We start from the raw sequence: 21,478 nt of genomic DNA, 5'->3' as shown, positions 1-21,478 counted from the left end.
CGGGACCGGCCCGCCCGGACGGTGCGGGCCGGTCCCCGGGCGGGCCGGAGCGGTCCTCAGAAGCGGGCCGGGCCGACCGAGAACGCCCTGATCCGCAGGTCCGAGTTGTCGGCCCGTACGCCCACGCCGCCGGGCGCGGTGATCCGCTCCCCGCCCTGGTCCTTGACGTCGAGCAGGACCCGGCCGTCGACGGCCAGCCGCAGCCGGACCGCGCCGGTCAGGGTGTCGGCGACACTCGCCTCCACGCTGTGCCAACTGCCGTACTCCATGGCGTGCTTGGCTTCGGCGATGGTCTCGTAGCTGCCTTCGGCGTCGGCGGCGCCGTGTTCGTCGGGGGTCTTGCGCTTGACGACCACGACGCCGTCGCGGCGGCGGAAGCTCACGGCGTACAGCTCCTGCGGGCTTCGGTAGCGCAGCCACAGGTGTCCGCCGTCCCAGTCCTGCGCGGGGGTGCGGGAGGTGGTGACGGGCGGCTCCAGCAGCACCTCGGCGCGGACCGTGCAGTCGGCGAAGTCCCGGCGGCGGGTGACCAGCCGGAAGACCGCGGAGTCGGTGTGCCGGGCGGAGGCCGGGTCGGGGCTCTGGCCGTCCGGGGTGCCGGTCCACAGGGCGCCGCCGTCGGCGAACAGCGAGCCGCTGGTGACCACCCAGTCCGGGTCGGGGTGGGCGTCGGGGGCGTCCGGGTGCCGGAAGGCGTACTCGTTGGTGAGCAGGCCGTCGTGGGGCAGCGGCCGGGCGGTGAACGGGCGCAGCGGTTCGGGCGCGGAGTCGGCGCCGAACACGACGGCGGCCACCGCCGCCGCCCCGCCGAGCAGCAGCGCTCGGCGGGGGACGGCGGTGTCGTCCGCCCGGTGGGGGGTGGCGGGGACGGTCATTTCACCTCGGCCGGGGTCACCTTGAGGTTGCGGACGGTGGGCCAGGCGTGCCGGGTGACGTCCCGGTAGGCGGAGTAGGCCACGCCGCCGGTCTCGCCCTTGGCCGGGAGCATCAGGTGCACCGCGTCGTCGACGGTGATCCAGGTGGCCTCGGCGCCGACGGTGATGGTGACGTCGTGGTGGTCGGCGTCGGCGAGCGTCTTGGAGGCGACCACCTTGCGGTTGTCGGCGCTGCCGGACAGCACCTTGACCCCTCGCCGGCTGACCTCGACGCTGACCGCCTGCGAGCTGCCGACCCGGGCCCACAGTGCCCCGCTGACCTGCGGGGTGTTCAGCCGGGCGACGGTTCCGCGCACGGTGTAGCGGGTCCAGGAGGCGGTGCGCAGCTGCTCGTACGCGGCGTAGTCGGACAGGGCGAGGCCCTGCGGGGACAGGCCGTCGCCGCCGACCTTCATGCTGGAGGACTCGCCGGGTGCGAACGCCCAGCTGGCGGCGGGGTCGAGCAGGACGGCCTTCGCGATGTCGAGCTGGCTGGGGCCGGCGGTGGCGCCGGTGGCGGCGGTCTGCTTGACGGCGACCTTGGAGAAGGCGGGCCACTTGCCGCCGGCGCCGTTGCGGACGTTGAGCGCGATGCCGCCGGTGGCGTTGCCGCCGACGGCGGTGCCGGTGGCGGTGAGCTCGGTGCGGCCGTCGATGGTGAACCGGGTGGTGGTGCCGGTGACGGTGACCTCCACGGTGTGGGTGGCGGCCGGGACCAGGGGCTTGCTGGCGAGCTGTTCGCGCTTGTCGCCGGTGCCGCGGTAGAGCACGGCGGTGTTGCGGCTGACGCTGACCGAAATCGGCTCCAGGCTGCCGACCCGGGCGGTCAGGCCGACGTTGGTGTTGTCGGCGAGGTCGGTGACGGTCGCGGTGGCGGTGTAGTCGGTCCAGTCGGCGGAGGCCATCGGCAGGTAGTCGGCGGAGACGTAGGTCGCGCCGGCGGGGTAGGGGCCGGCGCCGGTGAGGACGCCGGTGCCGGTGTCGTTGCTGCCGTCGCTGCGGGTCCACTGCTCGGGGTGGTCGAGGGCGGCTTCGGCGACCGGCGGGACCAGGGTCCAGCGGGCGACGTCGGCGACCAGGTCCTTGGCGGTGGTGTGCTGGTAGACCTCCAGGCGCTGGACCTGGCGGGCGGCGGCGGCGCGGCGGCCGGCCGGCAGCGGGCGCCGGCTGACGTCGGTGAGGGTGGCGGCGAAGGTCTTCTCCAGCAGGGACTGGAGGGACGGTCCGGGCACCGGCAGGTTGCCGCGCTCGCTCATCTCGGAGAACGGGTAGGCGAACATCTGCGGCTTGGGCAGGTCGTGGTCGGCGAAGTCCTGGACCGAGCGGGCGAGGTCGGCGCCGATCCGGGCGACGTACTCGTCCGAGGTCTCGTCGCGCTTCTGGTCGGGCAGCCACAGCCGGTTGGCCAGCGCGGACGCCTCGGTGCCCTTGTCGTCGACGACGCCGCGCCAGTGCAGGTCGTGGGTGTGGTCCTGGAAGTCCCAGCGGCCGGAGGAGGCCATCCGGGAGATCTCGTCCCAGGACAGGTAGTAGGGCCGGTTCTTGCCGACCTTGCCGGTGATCAGGTACGAGGCGGCGTGCATGTGGTGGCGCGCCAGGATCCGGTCGGCGTAGACCCACAGGCCGTTGGTGCCGTCGTCGAAGGTGATGTAGACCGAGCGCGGCGGGGCGGGGCCGCCCTTGAGGTAGTCGACGAACTCGTCGGTGGTCAGGGTGCGGTAGCCGGCCGTCTCCAGGGCGCTGAGCTGCTGGTCGAATGCGTCGGGGGTGACGATGTACTGGCTGTCGCTCTTCGGGCTGATGTCGTGGTAGGTCAGCACCACGGGCGCGGCGGTGTCGGGCAGCGCGGCGGCGCCGCTCTGCCAGGCGGCCTGTTCGGCCTTGGGCAGCCGCACCGGGTCGGCGAGCGCCGCCTGCGGGGTGACGTCGCGGCGGAAGACGTAGTACTTCCAGCCGGCGTAGAACGGCAGCGCGAGGACGGTGAGCGCGACGGCGGCGAGCGCGAGCCGGGCCACCCAGTGGGTCAGGCCGCGCCGGCGGGGGGCGGTGGACAGATCGGTCACAGCAGGCTCCCTCGGGAGAGCACGATCGCGTAGACGGCGACCACGGTGGCGGTGGCGAGCACCGCGGCGATCGCGCGCAGCAGGGCGCGCAGGGCAGATGTCACGTCGCGCTCCTGGACCAGACGCCGCGTCGGATGGTGAGCAGGGAGTAGGGCAGCAGCCAGGCGAGCAGCACCGAGGAGAGCAGGCTCATCACCGGGCGGTAGCGCCAGCGGGGGTCGCCGGGGTTGTCGACCTTGAACGCCAGGCCCCAGACGGAGCCCTTGAGGATGACGCCGCACAGGTAGAGCATGGTCAGGAAGGCGGCGCCGTGGATCGGTGCCCAGAGCAGGTGGCGGAAGGCCATCACGGGGGCGGCGACCACCCACAGGGCGTGGCCGTAGTAGAGCAGGGCGGGGCCCAGGCCCCGGCGCCACATGAAGGTGCCGGTGAAGCAGAGGTTGCGGATGAAGCTCTTCTTCCAGCGGATCTGCTGCTTCATGAACGGCCGGAACCGGGCCGGCACGTTGGTCCACACCCGGGCGGACTCGACGTAGCCGATCCGCCACTGGCGCTCGGGGTAGTCCTGTTCGGTGACGAACGGCGAGTCGGCGTACTGGCGCTTGAGCGACTTGCCCTTCCACTTCTGGCCGAGCACGTAGCCGGTCAGCTGGCGGTCGGTGGCGAAGCGGAACGGCGCGCCGAGGAAGCGGTCGCCGGCCCAGGCCGGGAGGTAGTTGTAGATGGCGTCGCGGCGGAAGACCGCCAGCGGGCCGGAGACGCAGGTGACCGAGCCGAAGGTGGACTCCGCGGCCTTGGCGACCCGGAACTGGCCCTCGTACCAGACGTCCTGGGCCTTGGTGAAGATCGAGACCGGGGCGTTCAGGGCGCGGCAGTGGCCGCTGACGGCGCCGAGTTCCGGGTGGCGGACCAGGGCGTCGACGCAGCGGCGCAGCGCGTCGGGGGCGAGGATGCAGTCGGAGTCGGTGAAGGCGATGACGTCGCCGTCGGCGATCTCGCAGGCGCGGACCAGGGCGTGCTTCTTGCCGAGGTTCTTCTCCAGGTAGAGCACGGTGATGCCGAGTTCGTGCTCCAGGCGGCGCAGGACGTCGCGGGTGCCGTCCTCGGAGAGGTCGTCGACCACGATGATCTGCAGGTCGGGGTACTGGGAGTCGGCCATCGAGCGGACGCAGTCCTCGATGCACTCCTCCTCGTCCTTGACCGCGAGCAGGAAGCTCACCCGGGGCAGCGGGGGCAGTGCGGGGAAGTCCTCCAGCCGGCGCGGGCGCTTGCGCAGGACGCGCACCGAGGGGTCGTCGTACTTGCTGTACGCGATGTACAGCATGGCGATGGTGCCGGCCAGCACCACGAATCCGTAGCCGAGCACCAGGGGGCTCTGCGGCAGCCGGGGCGCCTCGCGGGCGAGGATCAGCAGCAGCGGCAGGATGCACAGCAGGGTCAGTACGCGGCGGACGCCGTGGCGCAGCGCCGGGTCCATCCGGTCCATCGCGCGGCCGAGCGGGCCGGGGCGGCGTTCGCGGGCGCGGACGCCGGGGGGCAGCTGGGGCAGCAGCCGTTCGGCGCGGCCGGCGGGCGCGGCGGGGGCGGGGGCCTGCGGGTGGTCGGGGCGGTCGGCGAGCAGGACCCCGGCGGGGGCGGCGCGGTGCTCGGCGGCCGGGGCCCCCGTGGGGTGCTGCTGGAACGGGGGCCGGTCGAAGGGGTGCTCGTCGAAGGGGTGCGACGGCGGCTGGTCGTGTCCGTCCTGCCAGGAGGACGGCGGCCGGGTCACAGGACCGCCTTCGTGGGGAGGCCGGTGAGGCGGTAGGTGGCGTCCAGCACGTTCTGCTGCCCGGTCAGCCAGGTCAGGTCGGCGCCGGGGTGGACGGTGTGGACGACGACCAGGTCCCAGTCGTGGGCGGCCGGTTCGGCGACGCTCTGCTGGACCTTGCCGTGCAGGTGGGCCTCGGGGACCAGCGGGTCGGTGTAGGAGACCTGCGCGCCGAGGTCGGCGAGCTCCTCCAGGATCTCCAGGGCCGGGGACTCGCGGACGTCGGCGACGCCGGGCTTGTACGCGATGCCGCACAGCAGCACCCGGGCGCCGGCCAGCGGGCGGCCGCGTTCGGCGAGCAGTTCGCGCACCCGGTGGACGACCTGGCGCGGGCGGCCGGCGATGGCGGTCATCGCGGTGTCGACCAGCGGCGAGGATATGCGCAGCTTGCGCAGCTGCCAGAGCAGGTAGTGCGGGTCGCAGGGGATGCAGTGGCCGCCGACGCCCGGGCCGGGGTAGAAGGGCATGAAGCCGTACGGCTTGCTGGCCGCGGCCTCGATGATCTCCAGGGGGTCCAGGCCCAGGCCGCGGCAGTTGTCGGCGAACTCGTTGGCGAGCGCGATGTTGACGGCGCGGAAGGTGTTCTCGAAGAGCTTGGTCATCTCGGCGGCCTCGGCCGAGCCGACCCGGTGCACCGAGGGGGCGGTGCGGGCGAGCACCTCGGCGGCCAGTTCGGTGCAGCGCTCGGTGACGCCGCCGGCCACCCGGGGGGTGCTGTCCTGGGCGTGGTGGGCGTTGCCGGGGTCGATCCGCTCCGGGGAGAACGCCACGTGGATGTCCTGGCCGGCCCGCAGGCCGCGCGCGGCGAGCGGCTCGACCAGCAGTTCGCGGGTGGTGCCGACGTACGTGGTGGAGGTCAGCATCAGCAGCTGGCCGGGGACCGCGTGGGCCACCACGGCGGCGCAGGCGCCGGCGAGCGCGCGCAGGTCGGGCACCAGGTGCGGGTCGACCGGGGTCGGTACGCAGACCATCACGGTGTCGGCGGCGGCGATGGCGGCCGGGTCGGCGGTGAGCTCCAGGCCGGTGCCGTCGAGGGTCTCGGCGAGGCGGGTCCGGTCGGTGGGGAGCAGGTCGACGTCCTGGCGGCGGATCGCGTCCAGCCGGTCGGTGCTGACGTCGAGGCCGATCACCCGGCAGCCGGAGGCGACCAGCGCCAGCGCGGTGGGCAGGCCGACGTAGCCGAGGCCGACGACGGCGACCGTCGGTGCCTGCGGGCCGGCCGCGGCCGATCCGAGCGGGGCGTGGCCGGGCGCCGCGGCAGCGGTGTCCGGCCCCGGGGACAGGGACGACAAGGCGGTCATCGATGCTCCGTACGCGACCCGGACCGCGGCCTGCTGGGGCGTGGACGGTCCGGCGTGGTGGACGAGCGCGGCCGGGCCGGCTGGTCGCCGCGTCCCCTGCGCGTTCGTGATGTCTGCTGCGTCCGCACGGGAGCGGGTGTGGGCCACCCCCCTGCGGCAACCGAAGAAATATGTGGCGCGGAAGCGGGCCGACGCAAATTGCGCCAGGCCCTGTGAATGGCCGATTTACCGGCCTGGCTGACCATCATTTCCGGCCTGCGGATGGACATTTACCGATGAGTAGCAGGTCGTACAAGAGTTCCCTCAGGGGGAAACCGTGACCGCAACGTGATCATCCGCCCGCCGGCGGGCCTCCCGCCCCTGACGCGACGTCCACGAATGACCCTTGCGGCACCGGATCCCCGGGCGCCGGTGTCCGATCTGCACCGATACCGGCCCGGCGGGCACCCCGCCGGACCCCAGCGGGGTTGCCCCGGGAGGTTTTTGACATCTTGCACCGCAAGTGCAAGTGTGACGATTGCACCACGAGTGCAACAGTCCGGACCTGCAGCGCCGCGGAATTCCGCGCGCCTGCGGCCCCCCGGACGGCACTTCAGGAAGTGGCCGCGCCCCGGCCATTTACCGGACACCCGGGCGACGGGCCGCGCCCGATGGGCGGACCCGGCGCAGCCGAATCCGCCGGGCGGCGAAGTTAGCGTACCCTTACCTGACGCCGGGCCGGGGGTCGGGTTCCTGCGCCAGTAGCTGGACCACCCGCACGAACAGCTCCGGGTCCTTCACGACGATGTCGTCCAGCAGGGCCGGGCCCGGCCCGCCGTCACCGAGCAGCACCGCCGACAGCAGGTGCGCCCGGATCTCCCCGGCTCCGCGCAGCCCCGGATCGATCGTCAGGGTCCCGCCCGTGTGCCGCGCGCCCGGCCGCGGCCCGGGGTGCGACCCGCTCCGGGCGAGTTCCCGCCGGATCCCCAGCGCCTCCTTGGCCGGTTCCGCGGCCTGCGCCCGCCGGCCGGTGAGGAAGCGGCACACCGCGGTCAGGTAGAGGCAGGCGGCCAGCCGGGCTGAGGTTGCCGGCTGCCGCGGGGCCCGCCGGCCCGCGTCCACCGCCTCCTCCAGGACCGGCAGCGCCTGCGGGTGACGGCCCGCCGCGACCAGTTCGGCGCCGAGGTGGTGCAGGATCCGGGCGAGGTCCCGCAGGTGCTCCTGCCCCTGGCGGGCGGCGTACGGCCGGACCAGCTCGGCGGCCTCCCCGTACGCCCGGATCGCCGCATCCGCTTTCCCGGCCGCCGCCAGCTCCGCCGCGAGCCCTTCCAGGCTGCGCCCGACCTCGAGCCGGTAGGCCTCGGGGTGCACCGCGGCCAGCTGCGAGTACAGGCCGAAGGCCTCGTCGGCGGCGGTCAGCGCGGGCCCGCGGCGGCCGAGCGCGGACTGCACCGTACCGAGCGACTGCAGCGACCGGGCCAGCCCCGCCAGGGCGGCGTCCGAACCGGCCGCGGCCTCCTCCCGGCCCAGCGCGACCGCCTCCTCCAGGGCCGTCAGCGCCTCCTCGTGGCGCCCGAGGTCGTGGTGGACCGCGCCGAGGCCGTGCAGCGCGGCGGCCAGGTCCGGCCGGAACGCGGCCGGGTTGGTGCGCACCAGCCGCCGCAGGATCGCCACCGACTCCTCGGCGCCGGAGCGGACCAGCGCCAGCAGTTCCCCGCGGTCCGCCGGCGCGAGGGCGTCGATCAGCGCCCTGGCGGCCGTGTTGAAGTTCTGCAGCGCCAGGGCGAGGTCGGGCAGGTGGCGGGCCGGGCGCTGCTGCGCGAGGCGGCGGCGGATCTCCACCGACCCGTAGGCCGGTGTCAGCGCCTCGCGGTGGCGGCCGAGTTCCATGAGCTCGGCCGCCAGGCCGTTCAGCGCCCGGGCGTGGGCCGGCAGCCAGGTCTCCGGGTCCTCCTCGGCGAGCTGCCGGAGGATCTCGGCGGCCTCCCGGGCCGGGGCGAGCGCCTCCTCCGGGCGCCCCAGCAGGGCGAGGTGCGAGCCGAGGTTGCCGAGGGCCGTGGCCAGCTGCGCCCGCCGGCGGGCGGTCGGCCCACCGGCGGCGGGCCGCCGGTACAGCTCGACCGCCTCGGCGGTGGCCGCCAGCGCCTCCTGGCGCCGGCCCAGGGCGGCCAGCCCGACGCCGAGTTCCACCAGCGCCACCGCCAGCGGGGCCGGGTCGGCGGGGGTACGGCCGGCGGGTCCGCGGTGGATCCGCACCGCCTCCTGCACCGCCGCGAGGGCCTGCTCCCGGCGGCCCGCGTTGGACAGCCGCAGGCCCAGGGTGAGCAGGAGCTCCGCCCGCCGGGCCGGATCGGCGGTGGCGGCCAGCCGCCGCTCGGTGACGCGTTCGGCGACGGCGGCGATGCCGACGTCCAGGTCGACCTGCCGCTCGAGGCCGGCCCAGTACTCGGGCAGCACGTGCAGGACCTCCAGCAGCGACGGCGGAAGTCCGTCCAGCCCCGCGAGGGCGGCCAGCGCCGCGCTGCCGCCGTCGAAGGCGATCCTCGGGTCCCGGCCGATCAGCGGGTGCAGGACCTGCTCGCCGAGGTGCGGCCAGCGGTCGGCGGCCGCGGCCAGCATCGTGACCAGCCGGGGCGCGAGGACGGGCCGCAGGCCGTCGTCGCCCATCAGGAGGCCCGGCACGGCGGTGGTCCACGGGTCGGGCTCGTAGGACGCGACCTGGTGGCCCGGGGTGAGCAGGCCGAGGAAGTCCTCGGCGAGCCGGTCGGGGTAGAGCGGTTCCAGGACCTGGCCGCGGTCGGTGGACGGGTAGCAGAACCGGTGGTCCAGCAGCAGGTCCTCCGGGTGGCCGGGCAGGTCCAGCCTGCGCAGCACCGCGGCGCCGGTGCCGTGGCCGACGGCCCCGGTCAGCGCCGCCACGAAGACGGTCTTCGCCATCACGCTCGGCCGGGTGCGGTAGTCCTGGCCCTCGCGCTGGGCGTCGGCCAGCTGCTGCCAGGCCAGGTACTCCCGGTCCAGCAGGTACGCCGACAGCTCGTGCGGCGCGGCGGGCGCGCGGCGGCCCCGGGCGGCCGCGTCGACCGCCGCCAGCGCGGCCATGTGGACGGTCAGCACCAGGCCGAAGTCCGGCTGGTCCAGCGGGCCGGGCGGGCCGATCCGGGCGGCGTCGGGCAGGTCGTACAGGTCCGGGCCGGCGAACCGGTCCCGGGCCGCCTCGAACACCGCCAGCCGGTCCCCGGCCGGGGACGGCAGCAGGTGGTCCCCGGCCGCGGCGCCGCGCGCGGCCAACTCGGCGCGCAGCGCCGCGTACCAGCGCACGGTCCGGCCCACCAGCAGCACCCGCACCGGGCCGGACGGGCGCAGCGCCGGGTCGGCCAGCAGCCGGAGCAGCTCACTGTGCGCCCAGCGGTCCGCGTAGTCCACCACGAGCAGGGTGCCGGTGCCGGCCGCGGCGGGCGCCGGGGTGGCGGGCGGGACGAGTCCGGGGGCGGGGGCGGCGCCGAGCCGGGCCTGCAGGACCCGCCAGCGGCGCCCGTCGGGTGGCCCGCCGCGCCTGGTCAGCTCCGCGAACTCGGCCGCCAGCCGGGTCTTGCCCTGCCCGCCCGGCGCGTGCAGCAGCAGGACGGACAGCCCGGTGCCGCCGGTGTCGCGCCAGTCGGCGAGGTGTCCGAGCTCGGCGTCCCGGCCGGAGAACGCCACCACCCGCCGGCGCGCGTCGAGCAGCCGGCTGGGCTGCGCCATCAGCCAGCCGAGGTCGGAGGTGTCGGGCGGCGGGAACTCCTCGATGAGGTGGCGCCGCGCGCCGTAGTGGTGGTGGAAGGCCACCGAGCCGGCCTGCACCACCGTGTTGGCCGTGCCCTCGAAGTGGTTCTGCGTCATACCTGCCCCCCGGCGACCGTCTCGCGCCCGCCGGCGCGCTTCGTGTCCTGTCTATCCGACGCCGGGCGGCGGTGTCCCGGATACCGCGGGGGTCCCCGGCCCGGGCAGCGGTCCCCGGGCGGGAGTTCGCCGGCCGTTCAACCGCCGTTCGGCCGCCGCCGGACCGGGCCGCCCGGCCCGGGGCGGCGGTGGGCGCCGGACCGCCCTACCGGCCCGGCGGGATGATGCCCGTCAGCCAGGTGAACGCCGGGACGACCAGTGGCTTCCAGGTCGAGGTGAGGTGCGGGCCGGTGGTCTCCACCATGGTGACGGTGGTCGGGTTCTTCGCCGCGCGCTGGAGGGCGGTCGCGTCGCCGAGGCCGTCGTCCTTGCGCCCGGTGAGGTAGAGCGCGACGTTCGGCGGGGTGGCGGCGTGGGTGAGCAGAGTGAGGGGGTTGGCGCTCTCGCGGAGCTTGGGGTCCTTGGCGGTCAGTGAGGCGGGTTCCTGGCCTGGGTCGTTGTAGCCGGACATGCTGATCGCGGCGCGGTAGCGGTTGGGGTGGGCGAGGGCGAGGCGGGTGGCGCAGTGGGCGCCCGCCGAGTAGCCGGCCAGTGCCCAGCGGTCCGGGGTGGTGTCGGCCCGGAAGTTGTCGGTGACCATCTGCGGGACGTCGCGCGACAGCCAGGTCTCGGCGTTGACCTTGCCGGGGACGTCGGCGCAGCCGGAGTCGGTGTTCGGGCCGAGCAGGGTGACCCGGGGCGCCACCAGGATGAACGGGGTCACCTGACCGGCCTTCATCAGCGGGCCGAGCTGGTTGCTGACGTCCATCGCCCCGAACCAGGCGCTGGCGCTGCCGGGGAAGCCCGCCAGCAGCTCGACCACGGGGAACTTCTTGTCCTTGTACGCCGGTTCGTCGTACTGCGGCGGCGTCCAGACCAGGACCTCGCCGTCGACGCCGGAGAGCCGGCCCTTGAGGTCGGTCTGCTTGACGGTCCGTGGGACGGCGTCGGAGTCGGCGGGCCGGAAGGCCTGGATCACCTTGGGTCCGGGGGCGCCGGCGCCGTCGTCCTTCGGGGGGTCGGGTACGGCGCGGACGTGGCTGGCGGTGCCCAGCAGGTCGCCCCAGTTGTCGTAGAGCAGGTTGGCGTTGTTGACCAGGACGAAGACCATCGCCACGGCGGTGAACTGACAGAACAGGATGGTGCCGAGGTAGCCGGCCGCCTGGAGCGGTCCGCGGCGCGGCGCCCGTTGCCGCGGGTTGCGCCGGAGCGCTCCGGCGTTTCTCCACTGCGCCATCGCCAAGGCGATGGAGGCCACGAACAGGATGATCGTGAGGATGAGGAACGGGGTACCTGTCAGTGTCATCGCGCGCTTTACCTGGATCCTGTGCTGCCCGGACGGATTTGCCCGGCACGCTCATGGACTGCCGGAACGCGCGTTCGGTTGCCGCTCCCTGGGAGAAAGCTGAGAGTTTGCCGAACGTTGCCGAACCCTTGACGGTGCGCCACCCGCCCACCGCGCCCGAGGGCGGTCCGGACCCGGGCAGGAAACCCTCGGCCGCCGGGTTCGCCGGCCCACCGAGGGGAGCCGGCGGCCCGGCTCCCGGGGCTCCCGCCACCACGTCGGCGAGGCGGCCGCGGCTTCGTTCCGGTCGGGAACGTCATCGGGCGCGCCTTCGCCGCCGCCCGGCCGCCCTCCACGTCACCGGCCTGCCGGTCCCCGCCGACGAGCCCTGACAGCCGTCGCCCCGGCGGCTCCGCTCGCGCCGGTTACCACCTTCCGTCGGGTCTTCGACAGGATGGGCCCATGACCGAGATTCAGACCCCCCGCCTCCTGCTGCGCCGCTGGCAGGACACCGACCTCGCCGCGATGGCGGAGATCAACGCCGATCCGGAGGTGATGCACTGGATCCGCGACGGCTCCGTGCTCGACCTGGAGCAGACCGCGGAGGCGATCGAGCGCTGGGAGGAGGAGTGGGACGAGGAGGGTTTCGGCCTGTTCGCCGTCGAGCTGCTGGCCTCGGGCGAGCTGGCCGGGTTCACCGGGCTGTCCGTTCCCGACTTCCTGCCCGAGGTGCTGCCCGCCGTGGAGATCGGCTGGCGGCTCGGCCGCCCGTACTGGGGTCAGGGGTACGCCTCGGAGGCCGCGCACGCGGTCCTGGAGTTCGCCCTGGAGGACCGGGGTCTGGACCGGGTGATCAGCATCACCCGGATCGGCAACACCGCCTCCGAGAACGTCATGCGCAAGCTCGGCATGGAGCCGGAGCGCGAGCTCACCGACCCGCGGTACGGGCACCCGCTGCGGATCCACGCGATCGACCTGACCGAGTACGCCTGACGGCCCGCCGGCGCGCCCCGCGCCCGCGGCCACTCCCCCGGCCGGTCGCCGCCGCGGCCGGCCGTCGGCATGTCCGGCCGCGCTGGCGCCGACTCCCGTACCGGATGGGGTGATTGACGGTACTTGTGCGGGTGCGGCCGGGGATCCGGGCGGCGAGTTCTGTCGGGATGGTTGACCTTGTTGAAGTGGTCATGGCAGTTTCGTGCGGCGTGGGTGTCGGCGACCTGCCGCACGCCCGCATTCCCCCACAAGGAGAGCCATGTTCAAGAGACTTGTCGCCGCCTTCGGTGCGGGCGCGGTCATCGCGGGTGTGCTGACCTTCGCCGCCTCCCCCGCGCAGGCCGTCCAGGCCGGCGACCTGACCGCCACCATCGCGCTGAGCAACTGCTCGGCCACGCTGGTGCGTTACCCCTCCTCGGTCGACACCGACCGGGCGCTCATGCTCACCAACGGGCACTGCCTGCCGACCATGCCCAGCGCCGGCCAGGTGATCCAGAACGTCAGCGCCAGCCGCAGCGGCACCCTGCTCGGCCCGTCCGGCTCCTCGCTCGGCACCGTCCAGGCGGACAAGGTCCTCTACGCGACCATGACCGGCACCGATGTGGCGCTGTACCAGCTGACCGACACCTACGCGTCGATCACCAGCAAGTACAGCACCACCGCACTGACCATCAGTGACACCCACCCGGTCGACGGCTCGTCGATGTTCATACCCTCCTCGTACTGGAAGCAGGTGTGGACCTGCTCCGTCAACGGGTTCGTCCCCACCCTGCGCGAGGACCAGTGGACCTGGCACGACTCGATCCGCTACGACAGCGGCTGCAACACCACCCACGGCACCTCGGGCTCCCCGATCGTCGACGCCGGCACCAAGCGGGTCGTCGGCATCAACAACACGGGCAACGACGACGGTGAGATGTGCACGCTGAACAACCCGTGCGAGGTGGCGGCCGACGGCACCACCACGGTGACCAAGGGGCAGAGCTACGGTGAGGAGACCTACTGGTTCACCACCTGCCTCGGCGCCGGCCGCGCCATCGACCTCACCGTCAGCGGCTGCCTGCTCACCAAGCCGGCCGGCACCGCGGTGTCGGTGACCAACCCGGGCAACCAGTCCACCGTGCTGAACGGTTCGGCCAACCTGCAGATCTCGGCCTCCGGCGGGACCGCCCCGCTGACCTACTCGGCCACCGGCCTGCCCACCGGCCTGTCGATCAACGCCTCCACCGGCAAGATCACCGGCACCGCCACCGCGGCCGGCAGCTACAACGTCACCGTGACCGCCAAGGACGCCGCCAACAAGACCGGCACCGCCTCCTTCACCTGGACCGTCACCACCACCGGCGGCACCTGCACCCCGGCCCAGCTGCTCGGCAACGCCGGCTTCGAGACCGGCTCCGCCGCGCCGTGGACCACCACCAGCGGCGTGGTCGACAACAGCGCCTCCCAGGCCGCCCACTCGGGCAGCTGGAAGGCCTGGATGAACGGCTACGGCTCCGCCCACACGGACTCCGCCTCCCAGACGGTGACCATCCCGGCGGGCTGCAAGGCCACGCTCAGCTACTGGCTGCACGTCGACACGGCGGAGACCAGCACCACCACCGCCTACGACAAGCTGACGGTGACCGTCAACGGCACCACCGTCGCCTCGTACTCGAACCTCAACAAGGCCACCGGGTACGCCCAGAAGACCGTCGACCTGTCGGCCTACGCCGGCCAGGCCGTCACGCTGAAGTTCAACGGCGTCGAGGACTCCTCGCTGCAGACCAGCTTCGTGATCGACGACACCGCGATCCAGACCAGCTGACGCCTGCTCGGCCACCCGGGCGCGGCTGACCGCGGGTGCCGGGGACGGGCCGCCCGGAGTGATCCGGGCGGCCCGTCGTCCGCTCTGCTCCGGCTGCTCCCCCGGGCCCGCTACCCGGCCTGTCCGGCGGCCCGGCGGCGGCTGCGCCGCACGACGACCGCCGTCCCGGCCCCGGCCACCAGCACGCCCGCGGCGCCGAGCGCCGTACCCCAGCCCGCGCCGCCGCCGTCCGCTGCGACCGGCGCGGCCGCCGGGATCCCGGTCGGCGGTGCGGGGGCGGCGACGGCGGACCCGGTGGCGGAGGCCGTCACCGACGCACTCGCGGACGCAGCCGGGTCCGCCGTCGGGGAGGCCGTCGGCGCGGCGGACGGCGACGCAGGGCCGGCCGTCGCGGTCGGCTCGGGCGCCGCGGTGGTGCGGGCCGCCGACGGCGTGGCGCCGGTGCTCCGCCTCGCCGTCGGCGTCGGCGTGGTGGCCGCCCGCTTGGTCGGCGTCGCGGCGCCACCGCTGCCGCCGCTGCTTCCGCCCTGCATCTGGACGGACCCCAGGCCCACCGAGCCGATCAGCAGGTAACACGGCGCGGGGGTGTCGAAGTAGACGTTCGGGTGGTAGGTCACCAGCGGGCCGTCGGCGGGCACCGTGACCGACAGCTCCAGGCGGTGCTCACCGGCCGCCAGCGCGGGCAGCGCCGATCCGGAGCCCATCCAGTACGCGTCCCCCACCGGGCCGCGGTCCTGACCCAGCGCCACACCGTGCCAGCCGCCGCCGTCCACCCGCCAGGAGGCCTGGGGCGCGGCCGCGCCGGCCGGCGCCGAGGAGATCTGGACCCGGACCGTCGTCCCCGCCGGCACCTGGTCGGTGGTACGGAAGGACGCGGACACCACGCCCGCGTGGCCACGCTGGGCGTTGACCGAGTCCCGGCCGCCCCCGCCGGTGATGGTGCCGCTCCCCTGGCAGCCGCCGACCGGGGTGTCGGCGTGGGCGGCGGGGACCACGGGGGCCGCGCAGCACAGCGTGGCGGTGGCGGCGAACAGGGCGGCAACCCGGAACCGGGACAAGGTACTCCTCATATCCGCAGGCCACCGGGCCGACGGTTGGTACGAACGGTCGAGCGGCATGCTAGCGAAGCCGCCCGGCGGGCCGCCGCCCGGGCCCGTCGTCCCGTCAGCCGGCGCCCGGGCCCTCGTCGGGACTGTGCCGGCGCCGGAGCGCGTCGGCCAGCGTCAGCAGGACCAGCAGGTTGGGCAGGCCGACCGCCGGGACCGTCAGCCACGCCTTCGGCTCACCGCGGCGGTGGACGTGCATCCGGCCCTGCTTCAGCTCGATCTTCCCGAGCTCCCGCCAGCCGATCCGCCGGCTGCCCTTCCCGAGGCCGCCGGCGTTGATGTCGATGACCCCGCCGAACTCCAGCCGCTCACCCGCCTCCAGCCGCGCCGCGTCCTTGGGCACCCGCGCCCGGGTGAACGCCTCGGTCACCCCCTCGGCGAACGGCAGCACCCCGGCGTACTCGTTGTCGACGACGATCAGGCGCCCCTGCTCGGGTGCCACCAGCAGCTGGTACTTCATGTAACTGCCGATCTGCTGAACCACCTTGACGTCGTCCCGGGCCACCCACCTGATCTCGTCCCAGTGGTGGACCTCCGGCTCGGCGCCCGCGATCTGCCGGGCGAGGCCGTGCTCGTAGCGGGCCACCCAGGTCTTGGTCCCGTTGCGGCGCAGCAGCAGCCAGGCCGCGGTCGCCAGCGCCAGCGCCGCGGCCCCCAGCATCGGGAGCCCGAAGTACCAGGTGCCGTCCTTGCGCTGGTTCTCCACCGCGATGTCCAGGCCGAAGTCGAACGCCCACCCGCCGACGGCGGCCATCAGCACGACGAACGGCCAGGGCTTCCGCTTGGGGTTGTTCTCCACCAGTTGCTGCCGGGCGCCGAGTCCGTGTTCCTGCGCGGCGGCGGCCATCGCTTCCGTCATCCGGGTCCCCCTTCGGTGTGCTGACCGGTGAGATCGGTCAGGCCCCCGATTATGGCCGTGCACGCCGGAGTTCGTCACCGGCAAGGATGGCCGCCGCGGCGGCCGCCGGCGCGCACGATCGGGTGAGCGGCGGCCGGTTCATGACCCGTCGTCAGTGCTCGGGGTTAGCGTCCCTGCCATGAACGACATCACCTTCCCGTCCGGGCCGGCCACCGGTGCCCTCGATCCGGCCGTCGCCCGTGCCCACCGCCCGTGCCCGGACCCGGGCCCGCATCCGGCGCTGGACGGCTCGCCGATCGCTCTGGTCTCCGAGGCGTTGTGGGCGGCGCTCGCCGCGATGGCGGAGGGCCTGGACCGGGCCGCCGCGGCGGCGGACCCGGCCGGCACCGCCTGCGACGTCCTGCGCCTGATCGTCGCGGCGGCCGAGGACACCGCCGAACCGGGCGAGCGGCCCGGTCTGCTGTACGTCACCCCGTCGGTGGCCGAACTCGGCAGCCGCCCGGTCTGGTTGCTGCGCTCCGGCCCGCACGGGACGGTCCTGGCGGGCTTTCCGAGCGACATGTGAACGCCCGGTGGGGCGGCGGGGCCCCGGGTCAGCCGCAGTGGCTCCAGCCGCTGGTCCAGCTGGCGCCCTGGTACGAACCGCCCCACTGGACACAGGTGTTGGCGGCGTGCGCGGTCACCGGACCGGCGTAGTAGGTGAAGCTTCCCGGATTGCCCGCCGTGGCACCGCCCTTGACCGTCAGGGTGGCGTTCATCGCGACCGGGCCGCCGGGGGTGCCGGCGATCGTGGTGACGCAGTTGTTGCCGTTGCCGGCGTTGTACAGCAGGTAGACGGTGGCGCCGCCGAGCGGGTGCTGGTCCACCACGCCGTAGCCGGCGCCGCACACCTGGGCCGGGCTGTACGCCTTGCCGGGGGTCGTGGGCGGCGTCTGCGGCGCGGCCGGGCCGGTGCCGGGTGCGGTGGCCGGCGGGCGCGGCGCGGCGGAGGTGCCGGCAGCCGGGGCGCCGGTGCCCGGTGCGGGAGGCTTGGCGGTGGTGGCCGTGGTCCCGGCGGCCGGCGAGGTGCCGGTCCCCGGCGTGGCGCCCGGCTCGGTGGCGGCGGGGCTCTCCGGGGTCGGCGCGCCCGTGGTGGGCGTGGCGCTGCCGTCGGTGGTCGCCGAGGGGTCGGCCGTGCCGTCGGTCCGGCTGTCGGCGGGTGCGGCCGAGGTGGCGCCGGCGGCGTTCGGGGAGCCGTGCTTCGGACCGGCCACCTGCACCGCCGTGGCGACCCCGCCCCCGACGACGGCGACGGCGAGGACGCCCGCCACGGTCAGCCTGACCTGCTTGCGCCGCCGCAGTTCACGCTCGTGACGCTCCGCCAGCCCCTGCCAGTCGGGCTCCGGCACTCCGGTCACCAGTGGTTCGCCGCTGTGGGCCGATTCCATCCCCCGTGCATCCGTCATAGGCCGACATCCTAGAACACCCGTCCGCCTGACCTGCGCCGGTGCTTGGCGGGCCGGGTGGGGATCCGGTGCGGATCGGGAGCGGTCCACCTCTGGACAGCCGGGCCGCCGTGCCCCACGCTTCACATCCATGACCTCACCCACCGGGCCCCGGACCGCGATCCGCGACGACCTGCTCCGCGCGGTCGACGAGGTGGCCGCGGAGACGGCCGCCCTGCTGCTCGGCTGCGACGACCCGGATCTGCCGATCCCCGGGGCCGAGTGGACGGTCGGCCAGGCGGCGGCCCACCTGGCGCTGGCCAACGAGCTGATGGCCGCGCTGGCCACGGGCGCCGAACGCCCGTACGGCGACGGCACCCCGGGCAGCCTGGCCGCCGCCAACGAGGCCTCCCTCGCCGCCTACCCCGAACGCGACCCGGCCGCCCTGGCCGACGCCATCGTCCGCCACGCCCGGGCCTTCACCGACGCCGCCGGCCCGCGCGCCGCCACCGAACCGGTCCTCACCCCGCTGGGCCCGATGGACCTCGGCACCCTCGGCTCGTACCTGCTGACCCACATGCTCGGGCACGCGTACGACATCGCCGTCGCCCTGCGGCGGCCGCACCCGATCGACCGTCACCGCGTCGCGCTGACCGTGCCGTTCCTGCGCACCGCCATGCCCAGGGTGGTGAACGACCGGGCGGCGGCGGGCCACAGTGCCTGTTACGACCTGCGGGTACGCGGCGGCGGCGGGTTCGCGGTCACCTTCACCGACGGGGTGGCGGTGGTCACCGACGGTCCGCCGCCGCGGGCCGACTGCACGATCCTGGCCGACCCGGTGGCGTTCTTCCTGCTCGCCCTCGGCCGGGTCGGCCCGGTCGCCGTCCTGCTCCGCGGCAAGATCCTCGCCTGGGGCCGCCGCCCGTGGCTCGCCCCTGGCTTCCCGGGCCTCTTCACGGCGCCCTGAGGCATCGGCACCCGGGGCCGGCCGGGTCGCGGTGCTCCGGCACTCGGCCGTCCGGGGACCCGCACCGCTCCGCAGCGGCCAACGCCACTCGCGGGGGCTACCCCCGCAGCAGGCCGCCCCCCTGCCGGACCGCGTCCACCAGGCCGGCGACCAGCTCCGCCCGCTCGGCCATGCGGTCGATCAGCAGGTACTCGTGGTCGGCGTGGGCGCCGCCGCCCACCGCGCCGAGCCCGTCGAGGGTCGGCACCCCCAGGGCGGCGGTGAAGTTGCCGTCACTGCCGCCGCCGACCGCCCGGCCCTCGATGCCGGGGAGCAGCCGCGCCGCCACCGCGAACAGCCCGGCCGAGGCGGACGCCGGCATCGGGGGCCGGCCGACCGATCCTTCGACGGTGATCTCGGCCCGGTCGAGGTGCGGGGCCAGGGCGGCGAAGGCGGACTCGATCCGTTCCTGCTCGGCGGCCGACTCGACCCGGACGTCGACGACCACGGTCGCCGCCGCCGGGACGACGTTGTCCAGCGTGCCGGCGGACGCGACGGTCGGGGTGACGGTCGTGCCGAGGTCGGGCCGGCCGAGTGCGGCGACGGCCAGGACCTGGTGGGCCGCTTCGACCAGGGCGTTGACCCCGGCCTCGGGTTCCAGCCCGGCGTGCGACGCCCGGCCCGTGACGGTGATCGTGAAGGTGCCGCAGCCCTTGCGGGCGGTCTTCAGCCCGCCGCCGTCGGCGGCCCCCTCGACCACGAGACGGCTCCGCAGGCGAGGGCCCGTTCCTCGATGAGGGGCCGGGAGGTGGCGGAGCCGACCTCCTCGTCGGCGGTCACCAGGATCTCGACGCCGGTCCGGTCCGCCAGGGCCGCGACGCCGTGGACGGCCTGCACCAGGCCGCCGAGCATGTCGAAGACGCCGGGCCCGGTCGCCCTCCCGTCCGCCACCGTGAACGGGCGCCGCTGCAGGGTGCCGAGCGGGAAGACCGTGTCGTGGTGGCCGAGGATCAGGACCCGGGGTTCGCCACCACCGGACCAGTGGACGTGGGGCCCGGCCCCGCTGTCGATCAGCCGGGCGCGTCCGCCGAGGCGGGATTCCAGGACGGCGGCGACCGTCTTCGCCGACACCGCCAGGGCCTCGAGGTCGCGCGAGGGGGACTCGACGCCGACCAGGGTCCGCAGGTCCTCGATCATCGCGTCCACGCTCACCGGGCGGGTCCTGGGCATCGTCATGGCGACAGCCTAGCCAGCCCCCACCCCTCGATGATCTTGCGCAGCGCGGAGGGGACCGGTCAGACGGGGCCGGCCGCGCGGGTCAGCCCGAGGTCGTACGCGAAGATCACGGCCTGCACCCGGTCGCGGGCACCGACCTTGGCGAGGACCCGGCCGACGTGGGTCTTGACGGTGGACTCGGCGAGCACCAGCCGCTGCGCGATCTCGCCGTTGGTCCAGCCCTGGGCGACGGCGACCAGGATCTCGCGCTCCCGCTCGGTGAGGGCGGCCAGCCGCGGGTCACCGGACGGGCCCTCGCCCGGCCCGCGGACCGGGAGGTGGTGGGCGTACGCGTCGAGCAGCCGGCGGGTCAGCCCGGGGGCGATCACCGCATCGCCGGAGGCCACCGCGCGGATCCCGGCCAGCAGCTCCTCCGGCAGCGCGTCCTTCAGCAGGAAGCCGCTGGCCCCGGCCCGCAGTGCCGCGTGCGCGTACTCGTCCATGTCGAAGGTGGTCAGCACCAGGACCCGCGAGCGGCCGCCGGCGGCGACGATCCGGCGGGTCGCCTCGATGCCGTCCATGCCGGGCATCCGGACGTCCATCAGCACCACGTCCGGGCTGAGTTCGGCGGCCCGCCGGACCGCCTCGGCGCCGTGGGCGGCCTCCCCGACCACGGAGGTCCCGGCGGTGCTCTCCAGCAGCATCCGGAAGCCGAATCGCTGGAGCGGCTGGTCGTCGACGATGAGCACGGTGGTCACGTGGCGCGGCTTTCCGGGGCTGGGGGCGGGTTGAGGTTCAGGACGGCCTCGACGGTCCAGCCGCCGCCCGGGGCCGGTCCGGCGGTGACCGTCCCGTCGAACAGGGCGGCGCGCTCGCTTATCCCGGACAGCCCCTGGCCGCCGTCGCCGGGCGGCACGGCCCGCGGGCCGTCGGCCCGCTGTCCGCTGTCCTGGACCCGGATGCGGACCACCGCCTCGTCGACCGTCAGGTGGACCTCGGCGCTGGTCCGGGGTCCGGCGTGCTTGAGGGTGTTGGTGAGCGCTTCCTGGACGATACGGTAGACGGTCAGCTGGGCGGCCGGGTCCAGCGACTCGGGGGCGCCCACCGTCCGGTACAGCACCCGCGGCCCGGCGGACCGGATCCGCTCGCACAGGTCCTCGAGGTCGGCGACGCCGGGCTGCGGCCGCAGCCCGGGACCGTCCTGGCGGTCCCGCAGAACGCCCAGCATCCGGCGCATCTCCCCGAGCGCCTGCCGGCCCGTCCCGGCGATCAGTTCCAGGGCCTGCCGGCCGCGCTGCGGGTTGGCCTCCGCGGCGTGCGCCCCGCCGTCGGCGAGACCGATGATGACCGACAGGTTGTGGCCGATGATGTCGTGCATCTCGCGGGCGACCCGGGCCCGTTCGGCGGCGGCGGCCAGCTCGGTGCGCTGGTCGCGTTCGATCTCCAGCCGGATCGCGCGTTCGCGCAGCGCCGCCAGGTGGGCCCGGCGGATCCGCAGCACCAGCCCGGTGGCGACGGACGCGGTGGCGGCGCTGACCAGGAAGAACAGCGCGTCGCCGAAGAACACCGCGGTCGAGACCCGGAAGGCGACCACGCCGAGGGCCGCGGCCATCACGGCGCACGCCCAGGGCAGGTGCCGCAGCCTGCCGTGCACGGCCAGGCTGTACAGGGCGATCAGCAGCGCCACGTCCGCACGCAGCCACACCATGACCGTCCACTGCACGATGAAGACGGCCGCCACGACGCCGAAGGTGGCGGACGGCGCCCGGCGGCGCCGCACCCCCTGCTCGGCCTCGACATCGCCTTCCGCGGGAGCGAGGCGCAGGAGCGGCTGCTCGCGGTCTTCGACGAGGGCGTGCTC

General features: G+C 74.8%; 14 protein-coding genes and 3 pseudogenes. 5 read left to right on the top strand and 12 right to left on the bottom strand.

Going from position 1 to position 21,478, the window contains the following annotated elements:
• Positions 1 to 56 precede the first annotated feature (56 nt).
• The 6 genes from AB0D08_RS25890 to AB0D08_RS25865 all read right to left on the bottom strand — a co-directional run bounded on the left by AB0D08_RS25890 (position 57) and on the right by AB0D08_RS25865 (position 11,288).
• Complete coding sequence (locus AB0D08_RS25890; RefSeq protein WP_051811649.1) at positions 57 to 875, bottom strand: hypothetical protein; 819 nt, start codon at positions 873 to 875, stop codon at positions 57 to 59.
• On the bottom strand, positions 872 to 2,977 hold the full coding sequence (locus tag AB0D08_RS25885; RefSeq protein WP_359891983.1) for a polysaccharide deacetylase family protein: 2,106 nt from the start codon (positions 2,975 to 2,977) through the stop codon (positions 872 to 874). The genes AB0D08_RS25890 and AB0D08_RS25885 overlap by 4 nt, the downstream gene beginning before the upstream one ends.
• A 100-nt stretch (positions 2,978 to 3,077) precedes the next feature.
• Positions 3,078 to 4,745 carry a glycosyltransferase gene (locus AB0D08_RS25880; RefSeq protein WP_359891981.1) on the bottom strand — a complete coding sequence of 556 codons (1,668 nt, stop codon included), beginning with the start codon at positions 4,743 to 4,745 and terminating at the stop codon, positions 3,078 to 3,080.
• Positions 4,742 to 6,085: a nucleotide sugar dehydrogenase gene (locus AB0D08_RS25875; RefSeq protein ID WP_082526775.1), complete on the bottom strand. Its 1,344-nt coding sequence runs from the start codon at positions 6,083 to 6,085 to the stop codon at positions 4,742 to 4,744. The genes AB0D08_RS25880 and AB0D08_RS25875 overlap by 4 nt, the downstream gene beginning before the upstream one ends.
• Positions 6,086 to 6,787: 702 nt before the next feature.
• Positions 6,788 to 9,943: a tetratricopeptide repeat protein gene (locus AB0D08_RS25870; RefSeq protein WP_359891977.1), complete on the bottom strand. Its 3,156-nt coding sequence runs from the start codon at positions 9,941 to 9,943 to the stop codon at positions 6,788 to 6,790.
• Between the two features lie 205 nt (positions 9,944 to 10,148).
• A complete protein-coding gene (locus AB0D08_RS25865; RefSeq protein WP_033826214.1) occupies positions 10,149 to 11,288 on the bottom strand; it encodes an alpha/beta hydrolase-fold protein in 1,140 nt (379 codons plus the stop codon).
• Between the two features lie 441 nt (positions 11,289 to 11,729).
• On the opposite strand from AB0D08_RS25865, the gene AB0D08_RS25860 reads away from it, so the two are divergent.
• The 3 genes and pseudogenes from AB0D08_RS25860 to AB0D08_RS25850 all read left to right on the top strand — a co-directional run.
• Positions 11,730 to 12,260: a GNAT family N-acetyltransferase gene (locus AB0D08_RS25860; protein ID WP_033826213.1), complete on the top strand. Its 531-nt coding sequence runs from the start codon at positions 11,730 to 11,732 to the stop codon at positions 12,258 to 12,260.
• A gap of 259 nt (positions 12,261 to 12,519) precedes the next feature.
• Positions 12,520 to 13,137 (top strand): annotated as a pseudogene (locus tag AB0D08_RS25855) (serine protease); the annotation flags it as partial.
• A gap of 210 nt (positions 13,138 to 13,347) precedes the next feature.
• A pseudogene (locus AB0D08_RS25850) lies at positions 13,348 to 14,067 on the top strand (putative Ig domain-containing protein); the annotation flags it as partial.
• Positions 14,068 to 14,177: 110 nt separating this feature from the next.
• Here AB0D08_RS25850 and AB0D08_RS25845 read toward each other — a convergent pair.
• A complete protein-coding gene (locus AB0D08_RS25845) occupies positions 14,178 to 15,137 on the bottom strand; it encodes a hypothetical protein (RefSeq protein WP_359891973.1) in 960 nt (319 codons plus the stop codon).
• Between the two features lie 94 nt (positions 15,138 to 15,231).
• Entirely contained in the window at positions 15,232 to 16,032 is an 801-nt protein-coding gene (locus AB0D08_RS25840) for a DUF6585 family protein (RefSeq protein WP_149038324.1), read from the bottom strand.
• A 178-nt stretch (positions 16,033 to 16,210) separates the two neighbouring features.
• Between AB0D08_RS25840 and AB0D08_RS25835 the strand changes: the two genes are divergently transcribed.
• On the top strand, positions 16,211 to 16,597 hold the full coding sequence (locus tag AB0D08_RS25835; protein WP_033822155.1) for a hypothetical protein: 387 nt from the start codon (positions 16,211 to 16,213) through the stop codon (positions 16,595 to 16,597).
• Between the two features lie 28 nt (positions 16,598 to 16,625).
• Here AB0D08_RS25835 and AB0D08_RS25830 read toward each other — a convergent pair whose 3' ends face one another.
• A complete protein-coding gene (locus AB0D08_RS25830; RefSeq protein ID WP_359891969.1) occupies positions 16,626 to 17,477 on the bottom strand; it encodes a hypothetical protein in 852 nt (283 codons plus the stop codon).
• A gap of 130 nt (positions 17,478 to 17,607) precedes the next feature.
• Here AB0D08_RS25830 and AB0D08_RS25825 point away from each other — a divergent pair, with 130 nt between their 5' ends.
• Entirely contained in the window at positions 17,608 to 18,423 is an 816-nt protein-coding gene (locus tag AB0D08_RS25825; protein ID WP_033822268.1) for a maleylpyruvate isomerase family mycothiol-dependent enzyme, read from the top strand.
• Between the two features lie 97 nt (positions 18,424 to 18,520).
• Here the strand turns inward: AB0D08_RS25825 and AB0D08_RS25820 are convergent.
• The 3 genes and pseudogenes from AB0D08_RS25820 to AB0D08_RS25810 all read right to left on the bottom strand — a co-directional run.
• Positions 18,521 to 19,638: pseudogene (locus AB0D08_RS25820) on the bottom strand (M20 family metallopeptidase).
• 59 nt (positions 19,639 to 19,697) lie between these two features.
• A complete protein-coding gene (locus tag AB0D08_RS25815; protein ID WP_033822266.1) occupies positions 19,698 to 20,375 on the bottom strand; it encodes a response regulator transcription factor in 678 nt (225 codons plus the stop codon).
• Positions 20,372 to 21,478: histidine kinase (locus AB0D08_RS25810; RefSeq protein WP_359891966.1), on the bottom strand; the 1,107-nt coding region annotated here is incomplete at its 5' end. The genes AB0D08_RS25815 and AB0D08_RS25810, both read right to left, overlap by 4 nt.

It is taken from the genome of Kitasatospora sp. NPDC048540, assembly GCF_040651175.1.
Taxonomy (GTDB): Bacteria; Actinomycetota; Actinomycetes; order Streptomycetales; family Streptomycetaceae; genus Kitasatospora.
The sequence above is the reverse complement of the archived record's forward strand: the minus strand, read 5'-3'. Positions and strand labels throughout refer to the sequence as shown.